20 protein-coding genes, 1 pseudogene and 1 other annotated feature are annotated in these 24,703 nt (G+C 43.7%); of the genes and pseudogenes, 15 read left to right on the plus strand and 6 right to left on the minus strand.

Going from position 1 to position 24,703, the window contains the following annotated elements; genetic code table 11:
• Positions 1–49: 49 nt before the first annotated feature.
• On the minus strand, positions 50–937 hold the full coding sequence (locus BN1234_RS02630; RefSeq protein WP_054955115.1) for a LysR family transcriptional regulator: 888 nt from the start codon (positions 935–937) through the stop codon (positions 50–52).
• A 254-nt stretch (positions 938–1,191) separates the two neighbouring features.
• Here BN1234_RS02630 and aroA point away from each other — a divergent pair.
• From aroA to nhaC, 3 genes and pseudogenes are all read left to right on the plus strand, one after another.
• A pseudogene (aroA, locus tag BN1234_RS02635) lies at positions 1,192–2,387 on the plus strand (3-phosphoshikimate 1-carboxyvinyltransferase).
• 19 nt (positions 2,388–2,406) lie between these two features.
• Complete coding sequence (gene aroC / locus BN1234_RS02640) at positions 2,407–3,462, plus strand: chorismate synthase (protein ID WP_054955116.1); 1,056 nt, start codon at positions 2,407–2,409, stop codon at positions 3,460–3,462.
• Positions 3,463–3,639: 177 nt separating this feature from the next.
• Positions 3,640–5,025, plus strand: a complete 1,386-nt coding sequence (nhaC, locus tag BN1234_RS02645; protein WP_054955117.1) for a Na+/H+ antiporter NhaC — start codon at positions 3,640–3,642, stop codon at positions 5,023–5,025.
• 149 nt (positions 5,026–5,174) lie between these two features.
• Here the strand turns inward: nhaC and BN1234_RS02650 are convergent, their stop codons facing one another.
• A complete protein-coding gene (locus BN1234_RS02650; protein WP_054955118.1) occupies positions 5,175–6,146 on the minus strand; it encodes a poly(ethylene terephthalate) hydrolase family protein in 972 nt (323 codons plus the stop codon).
• 18 nt (positions 6,147–6,164) lie between these two features.
• Positions 6,165–7,136: an alpha/beta hydrolase gene (locus tag BN1234_RS02655; protein WP_054955119.1), complete on the minus strand. Its 972-nt coding sequence runs from the start codon at positions 7,134–7,136 to the stop codon at positions 6,165–6,167.
• 266 nt (positions 7,137–7,402) lie between these two features.
• Between BN1234_RS02655 and BN1234_RS02660 the strand changes: the two genes are divergently transcribed.
• From BN1234_RS02660 to asd, 3 genes are all read left to right on the plus strand, one after another.
• A complete protein-coding gene (locus tag BN1234_RS02660) occupies positions 7,403–7,936 on the plus strand; it encodes a TetR/AcrR family transcriptional regulator (RefSeq protein WP_082423077.1) in 534 nt (177 codons plus the stop codon).
• A 48-nt stretch (positions 7,937–7,984) separates the two neighbouring features.
• Positions 7,985–8,617 carry a Vat family streptogramin A O-acetyltransferase gene (locus tag BN1234_RS02665; RefSeq protein WP_054955120.1) on the plus strand — a complete coding sequence of 211 codons (633 nt, stop codon included), beginning with the start codon at positions 7,985–7,987 and terminating at the stop codon, positions 8,615–8,617.
• A 94-nt stretch (positions 8,618–8,711) separates the two neighbouring features.
• Positions 8,712–8,975, plus strand: a binding site (T-box leader).
• A 204-nt stretch (positions 8,976–9,179) separates the two neighbouring features.
• Positions 9,180–10,265, plus strand: a complete 1,086-nt coding sequence (asd, locus tag BN1234_RS02670) for an aspartate-semialdehyde dehydrogenase (RefSeq protein WP_082423078.1) — start codon at positions 9,180–9,182, stop codon at positions 10,263–10,265.
• Between the two features lie 69 nt (positions 10,266–10,334).
• Here asd and BN1234_RS02675 read toward each other — a convergent pair whose 3' ends face one another.
• The 3 genes from BN1234_RS02675 to BN1234_RS02685 form a co-directional block, all read right to left on the minus strand.
• Positions 10,335–11,537 (minus strand): MFS transporter, encoded by a 1,203-nt coding sequence (locus tag BN1234_RS02675; RefSeq protein ID WP_054955121.1) that lies wholly within the window; start codon positions 11,535–11,537, stop codon positions 10,335–10,337.
• A 24-nt stretch (positions 11,538–11,561) separates the two neighbouring features.
• Positions 11,562–12,143, minus strand: a complete 582-nt coding sequence (locus BN1234_RS02680) for a TetR/AcrR family transcriptional regulator (RefSeq protein ID WP_054955122.1) — start codon at positions 12,141–12,143, stop codon at positions 11,562–11,564.
• 212 nt (positions 12,144–12,355) lie between these two features.
• Complete coding sequence (locus BN1234_RS02685; protein ID WP_054955123.1) at positions 12,356–13,348, minus strand: helveticin J family class III bacteriocin; 993 nt, start codon at positions 13,346–13,348, stop codon at positions 12,356–12,358.
• 403 nt (positions 13,349–13,751) lie between these two features.
• On the opposite strand from BN1234_RS02685, the gene BN1234_RS02690 reads away from it, so the two are divergent.
• From BN1234_RS02690 to BN1234_RS02725, 9 genes are all read left to right on the plus strand, one after another.
• On the plus strand, positions 13,752–15,851 hold the full coding sequence (locus BN1234_RS02690) for a peptidoglycan D,D-transpeptidase FtsI family protein (protein ID WP_054955124.1): 2,100 nt from the start codon (positions 13,752–13,754) through the stop codon (positions 15,849–15,851).
• Positions 15,852–16,072: 221 nt separating this feature from the next.
• Positions 16,073–16,399, plus strand: coding sequence for a DUF6688 family protein (locus tag BN1234_RS02695; protein ID WP_156337122.1), 327 nt, complete (start codon positions 16,073–16,075; stop codon positions 16,397–16,399).
• Positions 16,400–16,437: 38 nt separating this feature from the next.
• Positions 16,438–18,240, plus strand: a complete 1,803-nt coding sequence (pepF, locus tag BN1234_RS02700) for an oligoendopeptidase F (protein ID WP_054955126.1) — start codon at positions 16,438–16,440, stop codon at positions 18,238–18,240.
• Between the two features lie 458 nt (positions 18,241–18,698).
• Positions 18,699–19,562 carry a cupin domain-containing protein gene (locus tag BN1234_RS02705; protein WP_156337123.1) on the plus strand — a complete coding sequence of 288 codons (864 nt, stop codon included), beginning with the start codon at positions 18,699–18,701 and terminating at the stop codon, positions 19,560–19,562.
• Between the two features lie 135 nt (positions 19,563–19,697).
• On the plus strand, positions 19,698–21,212 hold the full coding sequence (locus tag BN1234_RS02710; RefSeq protein ID WP_245640068.1) for an N-acetylmuramoyl-L-alanine amidase family protein: 1,515 nt from the start codon (positions 19,698–19,700) through the stop codon (positions 21,210–21,212).
• A gap of 156 nt (positions 21,213–21,368) precedes the next feature.
• Positions 21,369–21,638 carry a hypothetical protein gene (locus tag BN1234_RS21695; RefSeq protein ID WP_082423079.1) on the plus strand — a complete coding sequence of 90 codons (270 nt, stop codon included), beginning with the start codon at positions 21,369–21,371 and terminating at the stop codon, positions 21,636–21,638.
• A 22-nt stretch (positions 21,639–21,660) separates the two neighbouring features.
• Positions 21,661–22,449 carry a prolipoprotein diacylglyceryl transferase family protein gene (locus tag BN1234_RS02715; protein ID WP_054955127.1) on the plus strand — a complete coding sequence of 263 codons (789 nt, stop codon included), beginning with the start codon at positions 21,661–21,663 and terminating at the stop codon, positions 22,447–22,449.
• 17 nt (positions 22,450–22,466) lie between these two features.
• On the plus strand, positions 22,467–23,894 hold the full coding sequence (locus BN1234_RS02720) for a radical SAM protein (protein ID WP_054955128.1): 1,428 nt from the start codon (positions 22,467–22,469) through the stop codon (positions 23,892–23,894).
• 62 nt (positions 23,895–23,956) lie between these two features.
• Complete coding sequence (locus tag BN1234_RS02725; RefSeq protein WP_170307979.1) at positions 23,957–24,613, plus strand: formylglycine-generating enzyme family protein; 657 nt, start codon at positions 23,957–23,959, stop codon at positions 24,611–24,613.
• Positions 24,614–24,703: the final 90 nt, after the last annotated feature.

Genomic DNA, 24,703 nt, shown 5'->3' on the forward strand with positions numbered 1-24,703 from the left:
GAGAGCGCATAAAGTGCCGGCATATTTGCCGGCACTTTTTCTCTTGGATTCACAGCTGCAAATTTCGAAGCATTCTGACAAAGCTCTCGGCAGCTGTGGAAAGATGCATATCTTTTCTAACGGCGAAGCCTATACTTCGCGGAGGAAGGGGCTCTGTCAGTTTTAATTCAATCAGATCTCCACTCCTTAGTTCTTCTTGTACAAAAGAACGGCTAATTAAAGCTGCACCATATCCTAATCTCGCAAATTCGGCCAATAGATCGATACTTCCCAATTCAATATCCGGCTGCACGGTTAACCCCTTTACAGCGAACCATTGCTCAACGAAAATTCTTGTACTGCTTCCCTGTGACAGCAGGATGAGTGGAAGCTCCGATATTTCTTTAACCGTAAGAGGGTGCTTCGACAGTTCTTGAAATGCCTTACCAACTACAAAACAGTCCTCAAGCACCGCAAGCACGTGAATATCCAGCTGCGGATCATCGACAGGCATATGCAGCACAGCACAATCGATTCCGCCATTCTTTAACCGCTGTGTGATATCCGGTGTCTTCCCATGGGATAGTTGAATCCGAATACCAGGGTGATTCTGATGGAATGTGTTTAGATGAGGAAGAAGCAGATGCTTGATAAGAGAATCGCTGGCACCGATTCGAATTTCACCTTCATTCAGCTGCTTCAAATTCTCAAGATGCTTCTGGGCAGAATCCAGCAAGCCAAAGGACTGTTCAACATAGTGAAGAAGGGCTCGCCCTTCCTCCGTTAATTCCACGCCCTTCGATTGCCGGTAAAACAGCTTTAAACCAAGAGCCGCTTCCATTTGCTTAATCGCATAGCTTACGGAAGGCTGTGTAATATGCAGCTCCTTGGCTGCTTTCGTTAAATTCAAATAACGAGCTGTAACTAAAAATATGCGGTACCATTCCAGGTTTATCATTTGATATAGACACCTTCTATGACAATGTGCTTGAATTCCAATTTCATTTATTTCAAGTATCTCACTATAATTGGGATATATCAAATGATTCCAAGGAGCTGGTCTGTATGTTGACCCAACCGGATTGGGAAGCTCGTTCACCATGGTCGACCCATAATGATAAGCTGGAAGTAAAGATCAATCCTCCGAAATTTGCCGTGAACGGAACCATTCGGGTGCCAGGCAGCAAGAGTTTGACAAATCGGGCGCTCCTCATGGCATCTTTAGCAGAGGGGACCTCTGTATTGGAAGGTATATTAAAAAGCGATGATTCCTATTGGTGCATCGATGCTTTGAATAAACTGGGTGTGCATGTGAGAGTGGAGGGGGATCGGGCAGCTGTTACAGGCTGCGATGGCCAGTGGCCTAACTCGCCCGGGGAATTGTATGTAGGAAGTGCGGGTACAGTTGCACGATTTTTACCTGGAGCTCTTGCAATTGGCAGCGGAGAGTGGAGACTAAATGGAAGTAAACGTATGCGCGAGCGGCCGTTATCTCCCTTACTAAGAGTATTAACACAACTCGGTGCAAGATTTGAATATTTGCAAGAACATGAATGTTTACCATTCATCCTCCGGGCTGAAGGACTGCGGGGTGGAAGGGTATCACTGCCCGGATCGACTTCGAGTCAATTTATTAGCGGACTGTTAATAGCAGCTCCTTATGCGGTGGAACAAGTTACTGTACACATCGAGGGTGAAGTAGTGCAGAAAGATTATGTCCAGATGACCATGGATATGATGTCCGCATTCGGTGTAACTCCGGAGGTATCCTTGGACGGACAGACGATCATCATTCCTCAGGGAAATACCAGGCGAGATCGATACAGCTTGAACCCGACGTTTCAACATGCTGCTATTTCTGGGCAGCTGCGGCTCTAACGAGCGGTTGTGTCCGTATTGAAGGAATGGAAGCCCGAAGCACAAGTCAGCCGGATCTTGAAATGTTATTTGTTCTAGAACGTATGGGCTGTAAGGTCATCCGCGGGGAGGGCTTTATTGAAGTACATGGTGTCAATCAGTTAAAAGGCGGGTTTACTATAAGCATGGGCAAATGGTCCGACCAAACGTTGACGGTTGCAGCACTGGCTGTATTTTCAGACGGTCCAATAACACTTACAGATGCAGCCCATATACGGCATCATGAATGTGATCGTATATCTGCGATATGTGCCGAATTAGGGAAGCTGGGCATAAGGGTAGTGGAACATCAGGACGGTTTGACCGTGTATCCCGGACAGCCTGCGGGAGCACTGCTGGATTCTCATGATGACCATCGCATGGCTATGGCACTTTCATTGATAGGACTGAAGGTTCCTGATATTCGAATCACGGACCCAGGCTGTGTATCGAAGACATGTCCGCACTATTTTGAGCAGTTGTCTGCCCTCGGGGCCGAAATTAGTTATTAACTTAGGAGGAGTGATCATCATGGCAGGTAATTCATTCGGTGAAGTATTCAAGATTACAACATTCGGGGAGTCTCATGGGGCAGCCGTCGGTGTTATCGTTGATGGCGTAACGCCTGGCGTCGAGATTGACGAGACCTATATTCAGAAACAGATGGATCGCCGTAAGCCCGGACAGTCTTCGGTTACGACCCCGCGCAAGGAATATGATATTGTTCAAATTCTTTCAGGCGTATATGAAGGGAAAACAACAGGAACTCCGCTGTCTGTTATTCTCTATAACCACGATATGAGACCGGAGGCATACAACGATATTCAGCATTCATTTCGGCCGGGCCATGCTGACTTCACCTATTTACAGAAGTATGGGATTCGAGATCCGCGTGGAAGCGGAAGGGCATCTGGAAGGGAGACGGCAGCCAGAGTAGCAGGCGGTGCTATAGCACGAAAACTATTGGAACAAAGAGGCGTGCAGGTAGTGGCTTTCTCTAAGGAAATCGGCGGCATTGCATGTCAGACTTTTGATGAGGAAATCATCGAACAGAATGCGGTTCGTGCTTGTGACGCAGAAGCAGCGGCGCTGATGATCGAGAAAATCGAAAAGCTGGCTCTAGAGGGCAACAGCTGTGGTGGAATTGTTGAATGCCGGATTCGTGGAGTTATGCCGGGACTTGGGGAGCCGGTGTTCGATAAATTGGATGCTGAGCTGGCGAAGGCCATGCTCTCGATTGGGGCCGTAAAAGGAATTGAATTCGGCGCTGGCTTTGAAGCAGCTTCCATGCTGGGGAGTGAGCATAATGACGAAATGAGCAGCAGCGGGTTTCTTAGCAACAACTCAGGAGGAATCATTGGCGGGATTAGTACGGGTCAGGATATTGTGTTTCGAATCAGTGTCAAACCAACTTCGTCTATTTCTGCCGCACAGCGAACGATCAATATTCGAGGTGAAGAGCAAGAGATTAGAACAGAAGGCAGGCATGACCCTTGTATTTGTCCGCGAATTGTACCTGTCGTGGAGGCGATGGCTTGTCTGGTATTAGAGGATCATTTTAAACGGCAGGCTGCGATGCATAAATAGATTGATTTTGCTGAAATATCCTGTGATGTATAACCTTAACATTGACTCCAATTCCAGTTCTCGTTAATATTACTACGTTACTTCAATGCCTAAAAGCGATAAACTGTAAGCGAGAAACTCAGAAGTACAGTCAAGTAGTTATTAACCTTAGATTCTAGTTAAGGAGCTCAATGCATCATGGACCGACAGCTTAGCTTTTCGAAAAGCATCTTTCTCATTATTTTTATTATTGGCTTATTATTTGTTTCGATCTTTCTATTAAAAGCAGAGCCGCATCTTCCACTTCTGGCAGCTGTCGTGGGAACAGCAGCTTTGCTGTGGATGTTCGGGATCACATGGAAAACGATAGAGTCCGCCATTATCAAAGGGATTCAGACGGCGATTATGCCAATGCTTATTCTGTCACTAATCGGCATCCTGATCGCCGTGTGGATGATGAGCGGTACAGTGCCGACCATCTTATATTACGGTATGGATTATATTGAACCCAGGTATTTTGCTGTGAGTGCGTTGTATGTTACGATCATCGTTTCAATGTTCACAGGCAGCTCATTCACAACCGTTAGTACGGTTGGTGTTGCACTGATGGGGATTGCAGTAACCACGGGGATATCTCCGACACTTGCTGCCGGAGCCATTATAAGCGGTGCTTGTTTCGGTGATAAAATGTCTCCGTTATCTGACACGACGAATTTTGCTCCGGCTGTGGCTGGCACATCCTTATTCACACATATCCGTCATATGATGTATACAACCATACCTGCTCTCCTGGTAACAACTATCTTTTTTATCTTTGCGCCTAAGAGCAGCAGCATTGATCTCTCTTCCATTCATGAGATCAAACTGGCACTGCGAGAAGGCTTCAATATCCACTGGTTGACACTGCTGTCTCCGCTTGCGGTGATTGTATGCTCGATCAAACGGATCCCGATTCTGCCAACACTCGTCACAGGAATCGTTACCGGGCTGCTCATTACCGCATTGGTTCAGCATGGGACCACAGTAGATGTCTGGTTTAATGTCATGCAGAACGGCTATGAAACAACGATATCGAATGAGACGGTTGCTTTGATCGTAAACCGCGGGGGATTGCAATCGATGATGTGGTCTATTTCACTGATCCTTATCGCTTTATCCCTGGGAGGACTGCTTCAGTACTGCGGCGTCATTGAAGTCTTCTTCCGTAAGCTGATACAGCCGCTGAAGCACAGCAGCAGTATTGTGCTGATGACAGGTGCATCTTCTATGGCCGTGAACGGCATGACCGGTGAGCAATACCTGTCAATCCTGTTGCCTGGACAGATGTTCAAGGAAGAGTACGCTAGGCGCAATATCCCCGCCAAGACGTTATCCCGTACATTAGAGGATTGCGGTACACTGATCAATCCGTTAATTCCTTGGGGGGTAAGCGGTGCTTTCTTCGCGGTTACTCTAGGCGTACCGGTTCTCGAGTTCGCACCTTATGCGCTTTTCTTGTGGCTTAGCCCGCTGTTCACGTTTGCATATGCACTGATTCCAGGTTTACAGCGGAATTCGCTGGGAGCGGCAAAAGGTTGGTTTTGAATAATGTATGCATGAAAAGTCTTGCCTCTGTTAGTGTAAGAGGCAAGACTTTTTAGTATATCTTTACTATTACTAAGATACAAGAAACAACGGGTATTCGGATTTTAAGGGAAGGGAAATGGATCCATATTGTACTTTTGTTTTTAACATCAGTTTTGCGGTGTAATCTTTACATCCTGCCAATTGGCGTTTGTAAGTATTTCGGCATGGTCGCCAAAGAATGCCCTGCCTGCTTCATCATCGTCCTTCAGCCAGTACATAAACCAAGCTGTCATATAACCATCTGCATATCGCAGCATGTCGCCGTGGTCTTTTCCTACTTTTCTTGCCATTATCTTGTTTATTGAATTAGGAATAGCATTATAGTTTTCTGTCATTGACCATAATGGACAAATGCCCTGTCCCTTTGTAGCTGCAATATTCTCTGCTGTGCCTGCATCGGCGGCTCCAGTCCCTCCAACCATAAAGTACGGAATATCAACCTTTGACACATCATATCTCCACTCCGAACCGAAGATGTTGTCTTGTCCCCAATAGGAAGATGTGGTACTTGCTGTAAACATGGCTTTATACAGATTACTGTTTGGCTGGGCAGTAGCAGCGTTTATTGTGCCTACACCTCCCTGGGAATGTCCGGCAATACCAATATTTTTAATATCAATTTTGTCAAAAAACTCGCTGTTCTTATCATCATTTAGCTTGAGAATAAAATCAAGGGTAGCGGCTGAAGAAGCACCGGTTCTTGAATTTTCGTCCTCATTTCCTATAACGATAAATCCCCAAGAAGAAAGATGCTTAAAGACCTCTTTGTATTGGGACGCTTTCACGCCAGTTCCGTTTGCCATAACAACAAGGGGATATGTCTTCCGGTTTTCATTCATTTCTGTCGGATACCATATTTCATATTTTCCATGCGCTTCATGATCTGCATCGAACTCCACATAAGAAACATCATATAAACCGAGTGCAGTATATTTCTTCTCAATTTCACCTGCGGGTGTTGCAAACTTCCAATAGTTCCTGTTTATATAATTGGTATAACTTAAAAATGCGAAAACCACCACAGCCAAAAGAATAATCATTATTAAGAAAATAAGGGAAATGCCCTTTATGATTTTCATTGTTACATCTCTCCAATGTTAATTCGCCATGTAAGTGTCAAGATATTCTTCTATTTTGTCCAAATACTGAGCATAGAATTTGTTGTCGTTTTGCAAACCATGACCGGAATGCGGGAATTCAATATAGTCATGCGGTACATTGTTTTCCTTCAACGCGTTGATGAGATGTCTGGTTGTTTTAAATGGGCAAACTTTGTCATATACTCCATAGGCAGCTAGAGTAGGCACTGTATTTTCATTTACCCACATAAATGCCGAGATATCTTTTACGGCTTTATCATAGTTTTCTGTACCTAACATATCTGTCGTAATTTCATTGCCTGACATAATAGAGAATAGGTTAGCCGCTGCCTCAGGATTTTTATCTAAACCATATGGTGTCCAATCCTCCGGGTAAAAGCTTGATGGTCCGACCGCTTCAAAAACCATTTTAACAGGAATGGGAGATGTATCGGCATCCCTGTAAGCATAAAGCAACGCTAATGTACCACCAGCAGAACCGCCTGATACAGCCATTCTATCGAGCTTGTAGCCCAGCTTTTCCGCTTCTTTAACAACTGCTGGAATACTATCTTTAATCTCTAGTGATTGTGAGTACACACTGGCGTTGGGGTGAGCATCGTCACGAAGCGTATAGTTGATTCCTGCGGCAACATAGCCTTTTGAACAGAGCCATTTCAGCATATCAGCATCATCCTGTTTATCGCCACTTGTAAAGCCGCCAGCATGAAGATATACCACAAGACCATATGTCTCTTTAGTGTTATCGGCAGGGACATACAAGTCAAATTTATTGGCATCCTCTTCGCCGTACATCATGTCTGTGTAGATATGGCCAACCGAGTCGCTCCAATCTACAGATGTTTTACTTGATAATGGGTTGTAGGTCATTTTAATAACAGCAGAGACAGCGAAAACAAGAATAAAAGTACCTACATAAATAAAACCCCAAAGCATCCTCATCTTTTTACCCTTCTTTTCCTTTCTCATAGAAAATTACCTCCGAACAATGTGCCTCCAAGCAGCAAATTCATAACTGCTCGCACTGTAAGGCGCCCTAAAACGAACGCTGTAATAATGATAATGACCATAATAATAACCCGCTTTTTTGTAATATCCATTTCCTTTAAACATACTCACCTTTCATGATGTATTTCTTGACATAGCGATCTCACCGAACAAAATATTGCGATACATTTGTTTCGGCGATATAATTGTATCGGCGATGTTTTTTACCGTCAATAGGAGGGAATAAAATGAGACAAACCTCGAAAACTGTATCACCGATGAGTAACGAAGGGCGAAATTCATATGTTGTCCAACATATAACAGATGCACTTCTTAGTTTGCTGTCAAAGAAAGCTATCCATGAAATTTCTATTAGTGAACTGTGTGAGAAAGCTGGTGTTGGAAGAGCCTCTTTTTATCGAAATTTTGAAAGCAAGGAAGCTATTCTAAAAACACACATCAATCAACTGTTTCAGGAATGGATAAACGAATACAATAAAAGCAATGATCATTCATTAAGCAATCAGATTCAAAAAATATTCGCACATTTTGAAGAGCATGAGGATTTTTATAAGCTATTAAATGAAAGAAAGTTAATTTATCTTCTGAAGGATGTTGTTATCGGAATTGTTGGGCCTAAGCCTGACTATTCAAAAAAGGAAGCATATGCAACAGCATTCGTCGCCTATAGCCTTTATGGCTGGATAGAAGTTTGGTTCCAAAGAGGAATGCAGGAAACAGCAGAAGAAATAGCAAATTTATTTAGGGAGCAAAATCTTTAAAACATCTTCGGAAAATTGATATTAATACGCAAAGGAGGGATTTTTCAAATGCAATATGGACCTGACCCTAATGCAGTTTATCCAAATGAGGCAATTAAAAGTATATGTTATATAAAAAACGTGGTAACACGCTCAAACATTATTGTAGGTGACTATACATACTATGATGACATCAATGGCGCTGAAAAATTTGAAGAGCATGTTACACATCACTATGAGTTTATTGGAGATAAGCTGATTATCGGCAAATTTTGCGCTATAGCCAAGGGTATTGAATTTGTTATGAATGGTGCAAACCATAGGATGTGCAGTGTCACAACCTATCCATTTAACATTATGGGCCATGGTTGGGAGAAGGCGACTCCTTCACTTACAGACTTGCCGCTGAAAGGTGACACGGTCATTGGAAACGATGTATGGATCGGTCAAAATGTTACCATTATGCCCGGTGTGCATATCGGCGATGGAGCAGTCATTGCAGCTAATTCTGTCGTTGTCAAAGACGTTCCCTCTTACCATATTGCAGGCGGGAATCCCTGTAAGCTGATTAAGAAAAGATTTGATGACGAGCTCATCGAATATCTCCTTAATCTACAATGGTGGGATTGGCCTGCTCGTAAAATTTTTGATCATCTTGATATTCTCTGCAGTGGAGATTTGACTGAAATCAGGCTAATTTGAAAATTAATCGGAATCAGGCTGCTCCGCCTTGCACAGAAAAATTTAGTAAAGAAAAGTCTTTAACACTTTAAAGGTTTTATATATAATAGTACTAATAAATGCGATGAAGAGAAGAGTAGATAGGTGATACCTTGTACAGAGAGCTCCGGCAGTTGAGAAGGAGTGAAGATTCCCTTATCGAATAAAGACTCTGAGCAGCACATTGGAAACCGGCTGAAGTGTGGATAGTGTGCCAGGAGCTCCTGTTACAGAGCTAGAGTATATGCAATCATTAGAATGCCGTACTCGATGAGGCTAATATGGTGACATGTTAGTAAATTTGGGGTGGTACCACGAGTATTACAATCTCGTCCCTAAGACCGCGGTCTTGGGGGTGGGATTTTTTTATAGCTTCATCATTATAAACAAAGGTACAAATGTTTGAAAAAATACACCATTATAATCGGCATGAATAGTTATCTAGTAGGAGAATATTTCAAGGTCTTCTTTAGGAACAGCAGGTTGGGGAAGCAGCCTGAGGTTCGGATAGCTTGATGCATACAGCGAAAGGAAGGAATACAAAATGTCAGAGAAGCTTAGAGTAGGTATTGTTGGTGGCACAGGAATGGTGGGTCAGCGTTTTGTTCAGCTGCTGGAAGGTCACCCTTGGTTTAAGGTAACGGCGATTGCGGCAAGCAAAAATTCCGCGGGCAGAACCTATGAAGAATCGGTTCAAGGCCGCTGGAAAATGCCTGATCCGATCCCGGATAGCGTGAAGAATCTTCTTGTTCAGGATGCTTCGAATGTGGAAGAGGTTGCTTCCGGTGTAGACTTTATCTTCTGTGCTGTGGATATGAAGAAGGATGAAATCAAGGCATTGGAAGAAGCTTATGCCAAGACAGAGACACCGGTCATTTCCAATAACTCAGCACATCGCTGGACGCCTGATGTACCGATGGTTACACCGGAGATCAATCCGGAGCATATCGAAGTTATCGCTGCACAGCGTAAACGACTTGGAACAACACGTGGATTCATTGCCGTGAAGCCTAACTGCTCCATTCAGAGCTATGTTCCGGCACTGCACGCCTTGCTGGATTATAAACCAACCAAAGTGGTTGCTTCAACATATCAAGCGATCTCTGGAGCGGGCAAGAACTTCACCGATTGGCCGGAAATGCTGGATAATGTAATTCCGTATATTGGCGGCGAGGAAGAGAAGAGCGAGCAGGAGCCGCTCCGGATCTGGGGCAGTGTAGTCGATGGAGAAATAGTTAAAGCAAGCACACCGCTAATCACGACACAGTGTATTCGTGTACCCGTAACCGATGGTCATCTGGCTACTGTATTTGTGTCCTTCGAGAACAAACCTTCTAAAGAGGAAATAATAAATCGCTGGCGTGAATTTGCAGGCAGACCTCAGGAGCTTGGGCTTCCAAGCGCACCGAAACAGTTCATCACGTATTTTGAAGAGGAGAATAGACCTCAGACGAAATTAGACCGTGGCATAGAGAACGGAATGGGTGTTTCTGTAGGCAGATTGCGTGAAGATTCCATTTATGATTATAAGTTTGTAGGATTATCCCATAATACACTGCGCGGTGCAGCCGGTGGAGCTGTTCTGATCGCTGAACTGCTGAAAGCAGAAGGCTACATTCAAGCTAAATAAAGTGCACTCATAAGTAAGAGGAAACACAAAAGGAGCTGGTAAAAATCCAGCTCCTTTTTGTTCATTATTTTATCCAGATAAGCCGCCTAAACCTTGTTTCTCTTTCCACACCAGCGTTAAGAGGAGGCCGACAAAAATGATAATTGCCGAGACCAGAAACGGATATTCGATATTCATATCAAACAAGATACCACCTAGAGCGGGTCCAATGATATTACCCAAGCTTGTATAAGTGGAGTTCATACCAGCGACAAAGCCTTGTTCTTTCTCAGCTGTTTTGGATAAGTAGGTCGTTAAGGCAGGCCGCAATAAGTCAAATGCAAGGAAAATGCAGCTGGTTACCGCCAGAACAGATAAATAGCTTGACATCATCGTGGACATTACGGCAAAGATCACACCAGCAATCAAGCAAATCTGAATGAGCCTTTTTTCACCGAGTTTATTGACCATTTTTCCAAACAGGAAGACCTGAACGATTACCCCGAAGATGGAGCTTATGGTAATAATGGTTGCAATATCCCGAGGGGTGAAACCAAATTTCTCATCAGAATACATACTGAACACCGTTTCATACGCGGATAGACCAAAAGCCAGAACGAACACGATGATGAATGCAATAATGTACATGGGTTGAAACGATCGTCTAAGATCAGTAATAAAGTTCGTATCTTCTTTAAGTTGAGAGATTTCTGCAAGCTGCTCCTTGGTAAGAGGCTCTTTCAAAATAAAAATAGAAGAGATGCAGGTCAGTAATGCGAACCCAGCAGCAAAATAGAATGGAGCGCGTATACCCAACTCCGCAATAAATCCCCCGATTCCCGGGCCAATGATAAAGCCGATACTAATCGCAGCTGATACATATCCCATCGCTTTGGGTCTTTCATGGGCGGAAGTGATATCTGCAACGTAGGCCGTTACACCAGGCATAATAAATGCACCGCTGATACCTCCGAGAATTCGGGATGCATAAAGAACTGATACATCTGTGCCTAAACCAAAGATCAGCTCGGATATACTGAACAGGAACAAGCCAATGACAATCATTTTCTTTCTGCCGAACCGGTCGATCCATCTTCCTGCAATAGGTGACATAAGCAGCTGTGCGAATGCAAAGACCGCCATCAGGTAACCCATCGTTTCGCCTGATAAATGCATAAGATTCTTAAAAGAAGGCATTACAGGTACGATAAGTCCAACGCCAAGAAACACAATAAATATATTACTCAGTAGAATGAGTAAAACTGCTTTTTGTTCTTTTAATGGTTTTTTCATGAAGCAATACCTCTCTCAGTAAAATCATGGCTGTGAAATACCTCTCCAAAATACGGTCCATGAGGCATTTACTTTATCTATCAAACGTTTCTGATCATTTCCATATGCAAGCTCCAGCATGAGTGAATCAACCACACCTAAGAAAGCAAGCGTGGGAATAATAGCTGTATCTTGCCTGATCATTTTGGAATCAATCCATTCTTGGAATTTGCTTTCGAGAACGGCTTGAATTCTTTCCTCCGTATCGATAACTTCCCGGTCAATGGCATCAGCAAGATGCTGAGGTGGGAAAAAGGATACGCGAAGCCAAAACTTCAACTGTTCATTCTTTTGAAACATATCGATAACCAATTGAAGATACCCTAACAAATCCTTTCTGGGGTCATGGATATCGAGTTTACTTAAGTAATCCAGTTTTGAAGTAAGCTCTGTTTCTTTGGCATCATGTAAAACCTGGAGAAAGAGATCATCCTTCCCCTTGAAATGAGCATAAAGAGATTGTTTCTTCATACCAACTTCTTCGGCAATCTGAGACAATGAAGCTCCCTCATACCCGTGAATTGTAAAATACTTCAGTGCAATATCTTTAATTTCTTTATTTTTCAATTGCGTTCACCTCGAAAATTAACGAACGTTCGTCAGTTATGTTAACAAATCATTTTCTGATACGCAAGAAGAAATAAAGACAAGGAAATAATTTCTTGATACATCACATTTAAATGTTTAGCGGAGGGAAGAGAACCAGAAGAGATTGCTAGCAAGAAAAGAGATGTGGAAATAGAAAAAAGCCGCCCTTTGGCGGCTTTTTTAGACGATTCTTAAAAAATAGTATCCGGTACATAATAGATCTTCTGTGTGTTCTGCTTGTTGGTCGGATCCGGAACGATTGTAAAATAAACTCTGCCGTCCTTCGTTTGAACACCCTCAATTTCACGATTGCCTACATTAGTGATTTTGACGAGCGTTTTATAAGTGCCGGAGCCTGTCATCATCGCAATTTGCGGTGTTTGGCCGTCTCCGCCGCCGGAGGTAAATATTTTTGTTTTGTCCAGCATGTCTAGTCCCTGAAATGACCCGTTCGGTCTGACGATATTGCTGCCTGACTGGGTAAAACTGCTGACAGCAGCATTTTTTGCGGCTGTACTGTTCATTTGTACCTGCTCATTGCTGTCCAGCAGCTTATTCAAGGCTACCGTATCATAAATGGACCAGGTGACAGTTCCCTCCGTTGTCTGCACACGGAATAACGTATAGTTGCTGTTACCGCCGCCGTCCACTCTGTAGGTTTCACCTAATCGTGTGCCGTTTTTGTTGGCGTAATTCATGTAGGTAAACCGATGCAGGTCAGTATAATCTAGAGTTGTTCCTGCTTGATACTGAACTCTTGCAACCTGGAGGGACCAGTAATACGTGGTGGATGGGTCTGCCTTGGAGCTGAAATAAAAGTAGTTTACACCGTTGTAAGTGTACATATCCAGCGTTTGGCAGTGGCCGGTGTTGGTAATCGTCATTTTGTCGACAAAGGTTGCGTCTGTTCCATCAATGAGTAATCTAGAAAGATGGCAATTTCCTCCAGACCGCTGGGTGACATAGACATATTTATCCGCAATGTAAGCTTTCTGAACAACAACATTATGGGCAAGTCCTTTGAGATTGAAAGCAAGCGTTGCTGAGGCATTGACTGTTTTTTCCGGTGTTGCCGCTGCAGCCGGCAGAACCGAAATGGCAAAGACCAGTAAGGCGGTAAACAGCGACACGACAAACTTTGACGTCATCCTTTTCTTGCCTCTTAGCGAGCTTTCATGAAACATTATTCAGCCTCCTTCGGATTTGGACTTCCGGTCTGACTAAACTGGCTCATTGTTCTTGATATAAGCTCATATCCCTCCTTTCCGGACAGCTCATCAGCAATTCTGGTTGTTATTGGTTAAATGTATGCTGTATCCAGTTATTACCCGATTACAAGCCAGATTTTATGCGTGCAGATAGGTAAAAAGAACGATTTTCACCAAAAAAGACGCCCATCGGGCGGCTTTTTCGATTAGAGCTGTTTAATAATTTCAATCTTAATAGATTTGTTGTTTTTATGACGAGTTATAGTGTAAGCTAATGAATTAAACGCTTCCTTATTTCTCCAAATGATATGTCATCGCTGTTAACCAAGAGGAAGGTTTAGGTGTTATTACAGTGAGTGAGATATCAAGGAGGATGAAGATGAGGTTTATGAAGAACCGCAAGATTAATGAGGAAAATCCGGATGCAGCGCATCAATTGAATTTTAGAATTAACGTATTCTTTTTCAGCACATTTATTATTTTCAGTGTCATCATTATCCGGCTTGCCATTCTGCAATTTGTTGAGGGACCTGAGCTTACAGAGAAAGAGACAAGTTCCGAAACCAAGAATTTTCCGCTACAGCCGATCCGTGGAACGATTTTTGATGCTACGGGAGTACCCCTTGCTTATTCCAAGCCATCAAATGCGCTGTATATAACGCTTCTTAAAAATTATGATGACCGGACAGATCCAGGGAAAGCAAACTATCCCGAGATTGACCAAATTGCGGGTCGTATTGCTGAGGTGTTTGTTAAGTATGGCGATCCGAAAGAGAAGAAGATGACGAAGAAAGAAATTATTAAAGAGCTTGATCTTCAATCGAAAAAACAAAGCGGCTATGAACCCAGAAGAATCAAGGGGAATTTAACAGAACGTGAGGTTGCTTATTTTATTGAGAATAAGGACGATTTCCCAGGTGCCTTGGTTATTGAAGAGAACATTCGATTTTATGATACCGATACCGTCGCTGTACAGACAATTGGCTACTTGGCGAAATTTGACGGCGTTAAAGATGTATCAAAGTATAAAGAGATCGATCAATTGAACAAGACACAGAAAGATCCGGGGCTGAAATATAGTGAGTCAGAGCGTGTTGGCCGGGATGGAATGGAATTTATGCTGCAGGATGAACTTCGAGGGAAGAACGGCTATATCAGCATACCGATTAATCCGCAAAATATGATTGATGGACCGCCTGAATTGGTAGCGCCTGAGAAAGGCCTCAATGTTCATTCAACGATACATAAAAAGATACAAATGGAAGCTGAACAGGCGATTATGGACCATCTTCAATGGCTCAAAACAACCCCATTTTCGGATCAAACTCATGAGAATGCCTTAACAGGATACGCCGTTGCGATGGAAGTGGATACGGGGAATGTTATTGCCATGGCCAGCATGCCTGATTATGATGCAAACGTGTGGAAAGACGGAATTAATCCGGAGGATTGGGGAGAAATTCAACATATCTACGGAAACGGAGCGATATCACCTTTCAATTCAGGCAAATCCAAAAACAATCTTGAATCGGTACTGCTGATGGGTTCTACGATTAAACCGCTGAGTGTGCTCATTGGCCTGAACGAAGGATTATTTGGAATACATGATTACTACACAGATCGAGGAATCGCTCAAATTGCAAATGACAAGAATGCTACGGTCCGCAACTCGGGCAATACAGCAAATGGTCCAATTAGACCGCAAATGGCTATTCAGAAATCCTCGAATGCTTTTATGATCGATATGGTAGGCGAAAAGCTGTTTGAGAAATATGGCGGTGAAAAAGGTCTCAAGGTTTGGGAAAAGTATATGTTTGATTTTGGATTGGGTGTTCCAACCGAATCGGGGCTTCCATCAGAGCATCGAGGACATGCTGATTATAGAAATTATAAGGTGGCAGGGAGCTATGTTGCATCGCTGGCTTATGCATCCTTTGGTCAGAACGGGAAATATACTACACTTCAGCTGGCACAGTATGTGACGACCCTTGCCAATCGAGGCAGTAGGATAAAACCACAGCTGGTAAGCAAGATTACCGATCAGAAAGGCCGCGTGGTCAAAAAGTTTGGGCGGGAGATTCTAAATAAAGTGGAGTTTCCTAAAGAGTATTGGGATACCGTAATTCAAGGTATGAACACGCAAGGACTACCTTCCTTTGAAGATTTTAAATATGATTTTGCCCGGAAGACAGGCACTTCCCAGCAAGATGTATTTCCTGATGGAAAGAGATATGTGACCGACAATGGTGTTTTTATAGGTTTTGCCCCGAGGCAAAACCCAAAGCTTGCTGTCGCCGTGGTTATCCCGGAGGGTGGCTTCGGTGCGTACAGCGCGGCTCCTGTTGCAAGGAAAATATTCGATGCTTACGATGAAGTATACGGATTAGACGGGACGCCTCATCCGAAGGTGGTTGAACCGGCTGAGGGTGCAGACGATGAAGAAAAAGCTGAAACGACTGACGGAGATATTGGTGAATGAGGGAGAGGAAGAAGCTTGATCCTATTTTAACTGCTGTTCTTTCTGGTTCCTGTTTATTCTATTATTAGAGTCATTCCAATTTTTGCGTTATATGAGAAGCAGTATATTGTGAATAAAACGAAAAAAACCACTGTAGATGGTCTTTATTGTGTAGTGGTGTACACCTTATTATTGATTGGATTATATATGACACCCTTAGCGGCGAAAAAGCTGGGGATGCCTTGTCCAAATATGAAAATACAGGTGAGTTTCTAATTGGGTATGCTTCTCTCTCGAATGAATACTTATTATCGGTCATTGTCTTATTAATATTAGGTTTGTTTGGTTCTCTAATCATTCTTGAACAGTATACTCCCCGGTTGCATAGAGTAATCCGCCGTTTCTATGACAATTATGGCTATCCTATCAGTAAGCATATTAACTTAGAGTGGTCAGCAGACGTTGTGTATTTGTGGATGAAGCCTCTGGAATGGCAGGAGCCGGGTACTTTTCTTAGCCCAAGGGAATTTTTGCTTGTTATCTGTGATACAATGGGGCTTATTGGTTAAACATGGGACAATTCATAATAAAGGAGAGTGCTTAGCGTATGTCTAAAATTTTAACCCGGGCAGAAGTGAATGTTGAAACCACCTGGAATCTGAATGATATATTCGAAACGAGGGAAGCGTGGGAAGCGGAATTAATCGCAGTGGAGAAGGACATCCCTGCAGTTACGCAATATGAAAGCAGGCTTAGCGAAGGAGCGCATATACTTTTAGCTTGTCTAAAGGCTCAGGAAGAGCTGCAAGGCAGACTTCAGCGCGTTGGTGCCTATGCCCATCTTCATCAATCGGGTGATAGTATTAATCCTGAGAATCAAAAAAATGCAGCAAAGGCAAGAGATTTATCCTCAATCGTCAGCTCGGCCTTTTCATTTATAAAATCCGAAGTTATCGCACTGCCTGAGGGTACGATTGAACAATACATAAAGGAACAGCCGGAGCTTCAAGTGTGGGAACGCAGTCTTAATCTGCTTCTTCAGACCAAGCCGCACCGATTGTCCGCAGAAACAGAAAAGGTTCTTGCATCCTTCGGTGAAGTATTAGGAGCACCTTACCGGATCTATGAACGAAGTAAGCTGGCGGATATGACATTCAAGCCTGCACTAGATGGCCAAGGAAAAGAAGTGCCTGTGTCGTTTGCCTTGTATGAGAACAAGTATGTTGAATCCGCGGACACTGATTTACGCAGAAATGCGTTTAAAGCTTTTAGTGATACGCTCCATAAATATAAAAATACATTTGCTGAAACCTATGGAACGGAAGTCAAGCGGCAAGTGATAGAATCGCGGCTTCGCAGATATAACTCTGTCACAGAAATGCTTTTGGAGCCGCAGCAGGTGACAGAGGACATGTATAACAATATTTTGAATATTCTGCAGGAGGAACTCGCGCCTCATATGCGAAAATATGCCGCACTTAAGAAGCGGGTACTCCAGCTTGACCAGATGACGTTTGCAGACCTGAAAGCTCCGCTTGATCCTGATTTTAATCCAGCGATCTCTTTTCAGGAAGCAGGTCAGCTGATTAAGGAAGCGCTAAGCATTCTTGGACCCGAGTACGGAGAAATTGTGTCGGATGCATTTAAGAATCGATGGGTGGATTATGCGGATAATGCAGGGAAGAGAACAGGCGCGTTCTGCATGTCCATTCCAGAAGTGCATTCTTATATCTTAATCAGCTGGGCAGACAGTATGAGAGGTGCTTTCACAATGGCCCATGAGGTGGGTCATGCCGGACACCTCATGCTGGCGAGCAAATATCAGCGTCTTGTCAATTCAAGACCTTCGCTCTACTTCATCGAAGCTCCGTCCACGATGAATGAGCTGCTGCTTGCGAATCATCTGTTAGCTCGTTCAGATGATCCAAGAATGCGCCGCTGGGTTATTTCACAGCTGCTCGGCACATACTTCCACAACTATGTTACTCACCTCCTGGAGGGAGAGCTTCAGCGCCGTGTTTATGACCTCGCTATGCAAAATGAACCGATCACCGCAGTTAAACTATGCGATTTAAAAGGAAATATTCTTTCCTCCTTCTGGGGAGAGGATGTAGTTATTGATGAAGACGCGAAGCTAACCTGGATGCGCCAGCCTCATTACTATATGAGTTTATACCCGTATACTTACGCAGCTGGTTTAACCGCTTCAACGGCTGTTGCACAGCTCATTCGTGAAGAAGGACAGCCGGCAGTTGACCGCTGGCTTGATGTACTGAAAGCAGGCGGATCGATGAGCCCGCTTGAGCTAATGAATCTGGCAGGTGTCGATATGTCAAAGCCAGACGCCATCCGCAGCGCAGTAGCCTATGTCGGCTCGCTAATCGATGAGCTGGAGAGCTTATATGAATAGACTTAACATCTAATAGAATTTGCACCCTAAATACTTGAACTACAACTACACCCCTTTAAGTATCACCGGAAAATCCAAGTCCATGGATAATACCGATGAAACTGAAGGGGTGTGTTTTTACCCCCAAAAAAATAAGATCAGGATTGATCCATGATTAATCGAAAGTCTTTTTGAGTATTCCCCAACGGAGAAGGCAGAATTATTCTGTAGAAGCGAAGCGTGCACCTTTGTCCCCGGATTTCATCACTATTTATAAATTCAGAAGAAATCCGGGGGCAAGAGTGATCGGAAGAAGAATCTGCCTGCGGAGTGTTGAAACACTAACTAAAATCATAGAATTGCTCTACATTCGCAACGATGAAATACTAACAAGATCTATTTAGATCCAATTTCCAAAGTACATTCCTCAATCATGGGCATATGATGATCTTATCATGCAACGAAAGGAATGACCCGAAATGTTCTACAGATCAGAGTCATCAACATATCCATCAAGCGATTTGGCAATGAATCAAGAACAGATGTCAGCTCAAGTAATTGAAGCCATATTCACCGGAATTAAACGTGAAGCCGCATCCATTGATTTGTACAGTCGGCTGGCCGAAGACGCCAAGGACGAATATCAGAAAGATCAAATTCTCCAAGCATTGGAGCTAAAAAAAACTCACTTTGATCAATTCACGAATCTGTATGTAACCTTAACAGGAGTACAGCCTGACTATCGAATGGATCAAGTTACTTATGAGGGTTACGAAGAAGGACTGAAAAAGGCACATGAAGCTGGAATAGCAGGATATAGTGAATACCGTAGAAATAGCTCGTTTATTTCAAATACGCCAATCAATCAGCTGTTCACGAAAGCTGCCCTTATTGAAATTGAACATGCTGCGCGATTTGGATCATTAATCGATGAGGCCCGGAAGGATTTTGGCCCTAACCCGTTTGTCATAAATATTGAAGATGCAGCGGAAGAAAACCGTAATTATCGTACCGCATTATGGACAGGGAAGTACTTTCAAGTAACCTTGATGAGTATTCCGGTTGGGGAGGATGTTGGGCTCGAGGTGCACCCGATGACAGACCAGTTCATACGCATCGAAGAAGGCCAAGGACTTGTACAAATGGGTGATCGAAAAGATCATTTAAACATTGAAGAAAAAGTGAAAGATGGCTATGCTATCATGATTCCTGCCGGAACATGGCATAATGTGACTAATACGGGCCGCAAACCTCTAAAATTATATGTGATTTACGCACCACCACACCACCCTCATGGAACCGTACATCCCACCAAAGCCGCAGCTATGGCTGCTGGATCATAAAAGATTCGACAATTAATCCACCGTCATGCTGACGGTGTTTTTATTATTTTGTAGTGAAAACCTGAAAGATTAGAAGGATAAATATGGATATATGTAGAATATTGTCCTATTAGATCTAGTAACTTGAATGATCGTATGAGAATTGATAGAGAGGTGATGACGATAAACGCCAAGATTCCAATTCGCTTGTTTCGCTGCAGGATGAACCAAACCATTCTCTTGATGTTATTAAGCTTGATCTTATTTGCTCTCCTACCCCACGAAAGTGAAGCAGCATCAGCGAAGCCGCTCAAGATCATTCTGGATGGACAGGAACTGCCACTTGCTGCGGATACCCCGGTCACGATGGTGGATAACAATGTGATGATCCCGCTTCGTGTTGTTGCTGAGAATTTAAAGTTCAAAGTAGATTGGAATCAACAGCTGCGTCGTGTACAGATCCAGCAAGACTCCAGGATCATTTCATTAGGTGTAGACCAAAAGGAAGCAATAGCAGCAGATCAACAGATAATGCTTAATGTTCCGCCACAACTTATCAATAAGACCGTTGTCGTTCCCATTCGTTTTGTAAGTGAGCAGATGGGGTTGAAGGTAGGGTGGAATAACAAAGAAAAGATTGTGGAGCTTACAAGCGGTATAACGGATCCTGTTCCAGACGATGAGTCTCTGCCCGTTTCAGAAGATAACCAAGTCGAACCACTGAAGCAAGTTCACAATATTCAATTGGAAAACAATCAGCTTATTATATCAATGGATGGTGATGTGTCTCCTCATATTTTTGTGCTGGCTAATCCTGATCGGATTGTCATAGATTTACCCAATACCACCTTGGGCGACGTATATAAATCTTTGAATGATCGTATGGCAGGTTCTTTGGATGTAAGTACATACCCTGATATTTCAGAGGTAAGATATTCTCTGTTTAAACGTAATCCAGATCAAGTGCGGATTGTGGTTGAAACCATCAATGCAAGTGCGATTCAATACAATCATCAATTTATCGACAATCATTTCATTCTGGATTTAAACGTAAACGTATTGGAGCAGGGGTCTGAACCTCCCGTTCTTGAACCTCCGGTTCTTGATCAACCGGTTCTTGAGACTGAGCGAAAAGTTGTCGTTATTGATCCCGGGCATGGAGGAAGTGATCCGGGAGCGAGCGGCTTCTCGAATCGTAAAGAGAAGGATTTCACTTTGGCTTTATCTCTGAAGGTACAAGCCCTTCTTCTATTGGAGCCAGGGATTGAAGTTATAATGACCCGGGACAGCGACGCCTATCCTACTCTAGCTGATCGTGTAAAGCTTGCAAAAGAATTCAATGCGGATTTATTTGTATCTATCCATGGAAACAGTGTCCAGAATTCCCCACAGACATCAGGAACTGAGACTTATTACTATCAACGCATCAGCAGCAAAGAATTAGCTGAAATGCTGCATAAGAGAATCATCGAAGCGATGGGTCTTCATGACCGCGGAGTAAAAGAGGGTAACTTTCATGTCATCAGGGAAACAACGATGGCAGCGGCTCTTCTCGAACTCGGCTTCCTGAGTAATCTCTCTGATGAGAAAGCCATGTTCACGGATTCTGTACAGAATATAGTGGCTCAAGCTATAGTAGACGGCATTAAAGAATATCTGGGCAAAAAATAAAATAAAACTGCGAGGGGTTCCAATAGATCTGAGATCTGGCGGAGCTCCTTCTTTAATAAGATAGCACTTGTCCTAATTTATCAGAAACGGTAGCTAAGAAAAGTGATAACGTTTAGAATAGACCCATATGAATAAATTCCCAGGTGAGGTGGAGGAATGGATTTCTATCGCTGTATGAATCATCCCATGGAAGCTTCTGTTGCCCAATGCAGTCGATGCGGGAAACCGGTATGTCAGCAATGTTATGACCCTGAGACCGGCCGGTGCCGGCATCGGTGTGGTGAGATGGTGCATCATCATGCTCCAAACATGACAGAACAGCCGAAAAGCACCTTTTGGACCTTTGTGGTAACGCTCCTTGCAATCCTTGGCGGGTTTGCCGTACTACTGCTCACGATTTGCGGGGCGATGTTATTTTCATATTAAACCATTCGATAAGGAGCAGCAGATGGAGTTTCCTGTATATCTATATCTAGGTTCCTGGCGGATTCACCCGCATGTGTTGATGGAGTCACTTGCTTATTTCATCGGCTTTCGTGTGTATTTATGGACCCGGCGCCCGAGCGGAATGTCTAAACTAATGAGCCTGCAGATTATTGCGGGTATTATTGCAGGCGCGGCAATTGGAGCCAAGCTGCTGTTCTGGCTGGAAGACCCGGCTGCTTCATGGGAACAGTTAAGCCAGTTTCACTTGTTATGGGGCGGGAAAACGATTGTGGGGGGCCTGCTAGGAGGCCTAATCGGAGTAGAATTAACGAAGCGATGGGTCGGTTGGAAGCAATCTACCGGTGATGATTTTGTATATCCATTGATTCTGGGACTGGGATTAGGAAGAATTGGCTGTTTCCTGACCGGTCTGGACGACCACACCTATGGAACTCCAACGAATTGGATTACGGGGGTCGATTTCGGTGACGGTATTCTGCGGCATCCTACGCAATTATATGAGATTCTGTTCTTGATCTTGTTATCGCTTCTCTTAATACCGTTATATCGCCAAAGCCGCGACGCAGTTATGCAAGAAAGCTATGTATCCGGTTCAATGTTTCAGTGGTTTATGGCATCGTATTTAATATTCCGTTTTATTATTGAATGGATTAAGCCAACCCTGCATCCGTATTTTGGCCTTAACAATATTCAGCTTGCCTGCATAGCCGGCCTTATCTACTATACATGGCTGATCAGCACGAATTACAAAAAAAGGTCCTCGATTCCACATTCACATATTCCAAGCTGATAAAGGAGCGCTAACTCATGCCAAATCGGCCTTATCTGTACCATGAACTGACCAATAGTATTTGTACTACTTGCTACCGTAAAGTTGAAGCGAAGATTATTGAAGAGAACGGCAAGATTTATATGGTCAAAAGATGTCTTGTGCACGGTCCCGAAAAAGTACTGATTTCCACGGATGTGGAATATTATCACCAGACACGCCGGTTTATCAAACCGTCAGAGATGCCGCTGAAATGGAATACGCCGATTCGTTATGGCTGTCCTTATGATTGCGGCTTGTGCCCGGATCATGAGCAGCACAGCTGTCTGACCCTTCTGGAAATAACAGATCACTGTAATCTGCAGTGTCCGATCTGTTTTGCAGAGTCATCACCTCATCGCACCTCTTATCGGTCACTTGCACAAATTGAATTTATGCTGGATCGTATTGTGGAGAATGAAGGTGAACCGGATATCGTCCAGATTAGTGGTGGTGAACCTACAACGCATCCGGATTTCTTTGAAATTCTGGACATGTGCAAAAGCAGACCCATCAAGCATATTATGGTGAACACCAATGGGATTCGTATCGCCCAAGACAAGGAATTTGCCAAGCGGCTCTCCGAATACATGCCAGGCTTTGAGATTTATTTACAGTTCGACAGCTTTGAAGCTCATGTTCTGAAAGAATTAAGAGGAGCGGATCTGCGCCGTATCCGCCAGCAGGCCATCGACCATCTGAACGAATATAATATCTCCACCACACTCGTGGTTACTTTGAAAAAGGGACTGAATGACGGGGAGATCGGTCATATCATTAATTATGGTCTACAGCAGAAAGCAGTGCGAGGAGTAACAATTCAACCGATTCAAGCTGCAGGACGGCTGGAAGGATATGATCCGGCAACGGACCGGCTCACGGTCAGTGAAGTGCGGCGGATGATAATCGATCAGACTGAAGTATTCCAGGATGCGGATATACTGCCGGTGCCTTGTCATCCGGATTGCCTGGCGATGGGTTATGCTCTGAAGCTTGGCGGCGAAGTGCTGCCTCTGACGGGAATGATCGACCCTGAAATTTTACTTGAAGGAGACAGCAATACGATCGTCTTTGAGCAGGACCCGGTGATCCGCAGCAAGATGTTCGAGCTGCTGTCTACAGGACATTCGCCGACATCATCGGCACTCTCCTTGAAGAGTTTATTGTGCTGCTTGCCTTTAGCTGCCGTACCAGAGCAGATATCGTATGACAATGTTTTCAGGGTGATTATCATGCAGTTCCTGGATGCTTATAATTTCGATGTGCGATCGGTAAAGAAATCCTGTGTTCATATTGTGCATCCGGACGGCCGAATGATTCCATTCGATACATATAACCTCTTCTATAGAGATGATAAGGAAGAGCTGCTAAAGGAACGGAAAGAAGAAATTGTGACGGCATGGGATACGACAATTAGCGGGAATTAAGGATATGATTTTGTTATATTATGAGAGAAGAGAGTGCCTTAGTGATCATAGAACTGAATAGTATGAAGTATCCTCTGGTTGACATTTCGGGTGGAACCGTTAAATTACGGGATGATCGATTGAAGAGAGAGTGGAATATTGAAATTAAACCATTTCTCCTTGCCAGTTATCCTGTAACCAATGAGTTATATCATACGGTTCTCAATGATTCATCAGCTTCTTTTGCTGGAGATTCGAAACCGGCTGTGAATATATCATGGAACGATGCCATTAACTTCTGTAATGTAATCTCAGAAAGAATGGGACTAAACAAATGCTACTCTGTCCATGAGAATGGAGAACATATTCAAATGGATTGGGAAGCAAACGGATTCCGGCTGCCGACAGAAGCGGAATGGCAATACGCTTGTAAAGCGGGAACGGCGGGATATACATACGGTGAACTGGATAAGATCGCTTGGTATCGTGACAATTCCGCAGGCACACCTCATGAAGTTGGAAAAAAGGAACCGAACGCTTGGGGACTGTATGATATGCTCGGGAATGTGTGGGAATGGTGCTTTGATTTATACGATGAACAAGTGTATGGCTCTTACCGCATATTTAGAGGAGGAAGCTGGGCTGAAGAAGCGAGAGGATGCGGTGCTTCTTGTCGTCGCCGAAGCCACCCAACATTTAGCATCGATGACCTTGGATTCCGTCTTGCGCGGTCACTATAATCACAGTTTTTCTCATAGGAGAATTTTAGCAGGTCCTAATAAACATTAGGACCTGTTCATTTTATTACGATTACTATTGATATAAATCGA

The organism is Paenibacillus dakarensis, from assembly GCF_001373415.1.
In the GTDB taxonomy this organism is placed as follows: Bacteria; Bacillota; Bacilli; order Paenibacillales; family Paenibacillaceae; genus Paenibacillus_AQ; species Paenibacillus_AQ dakarensis.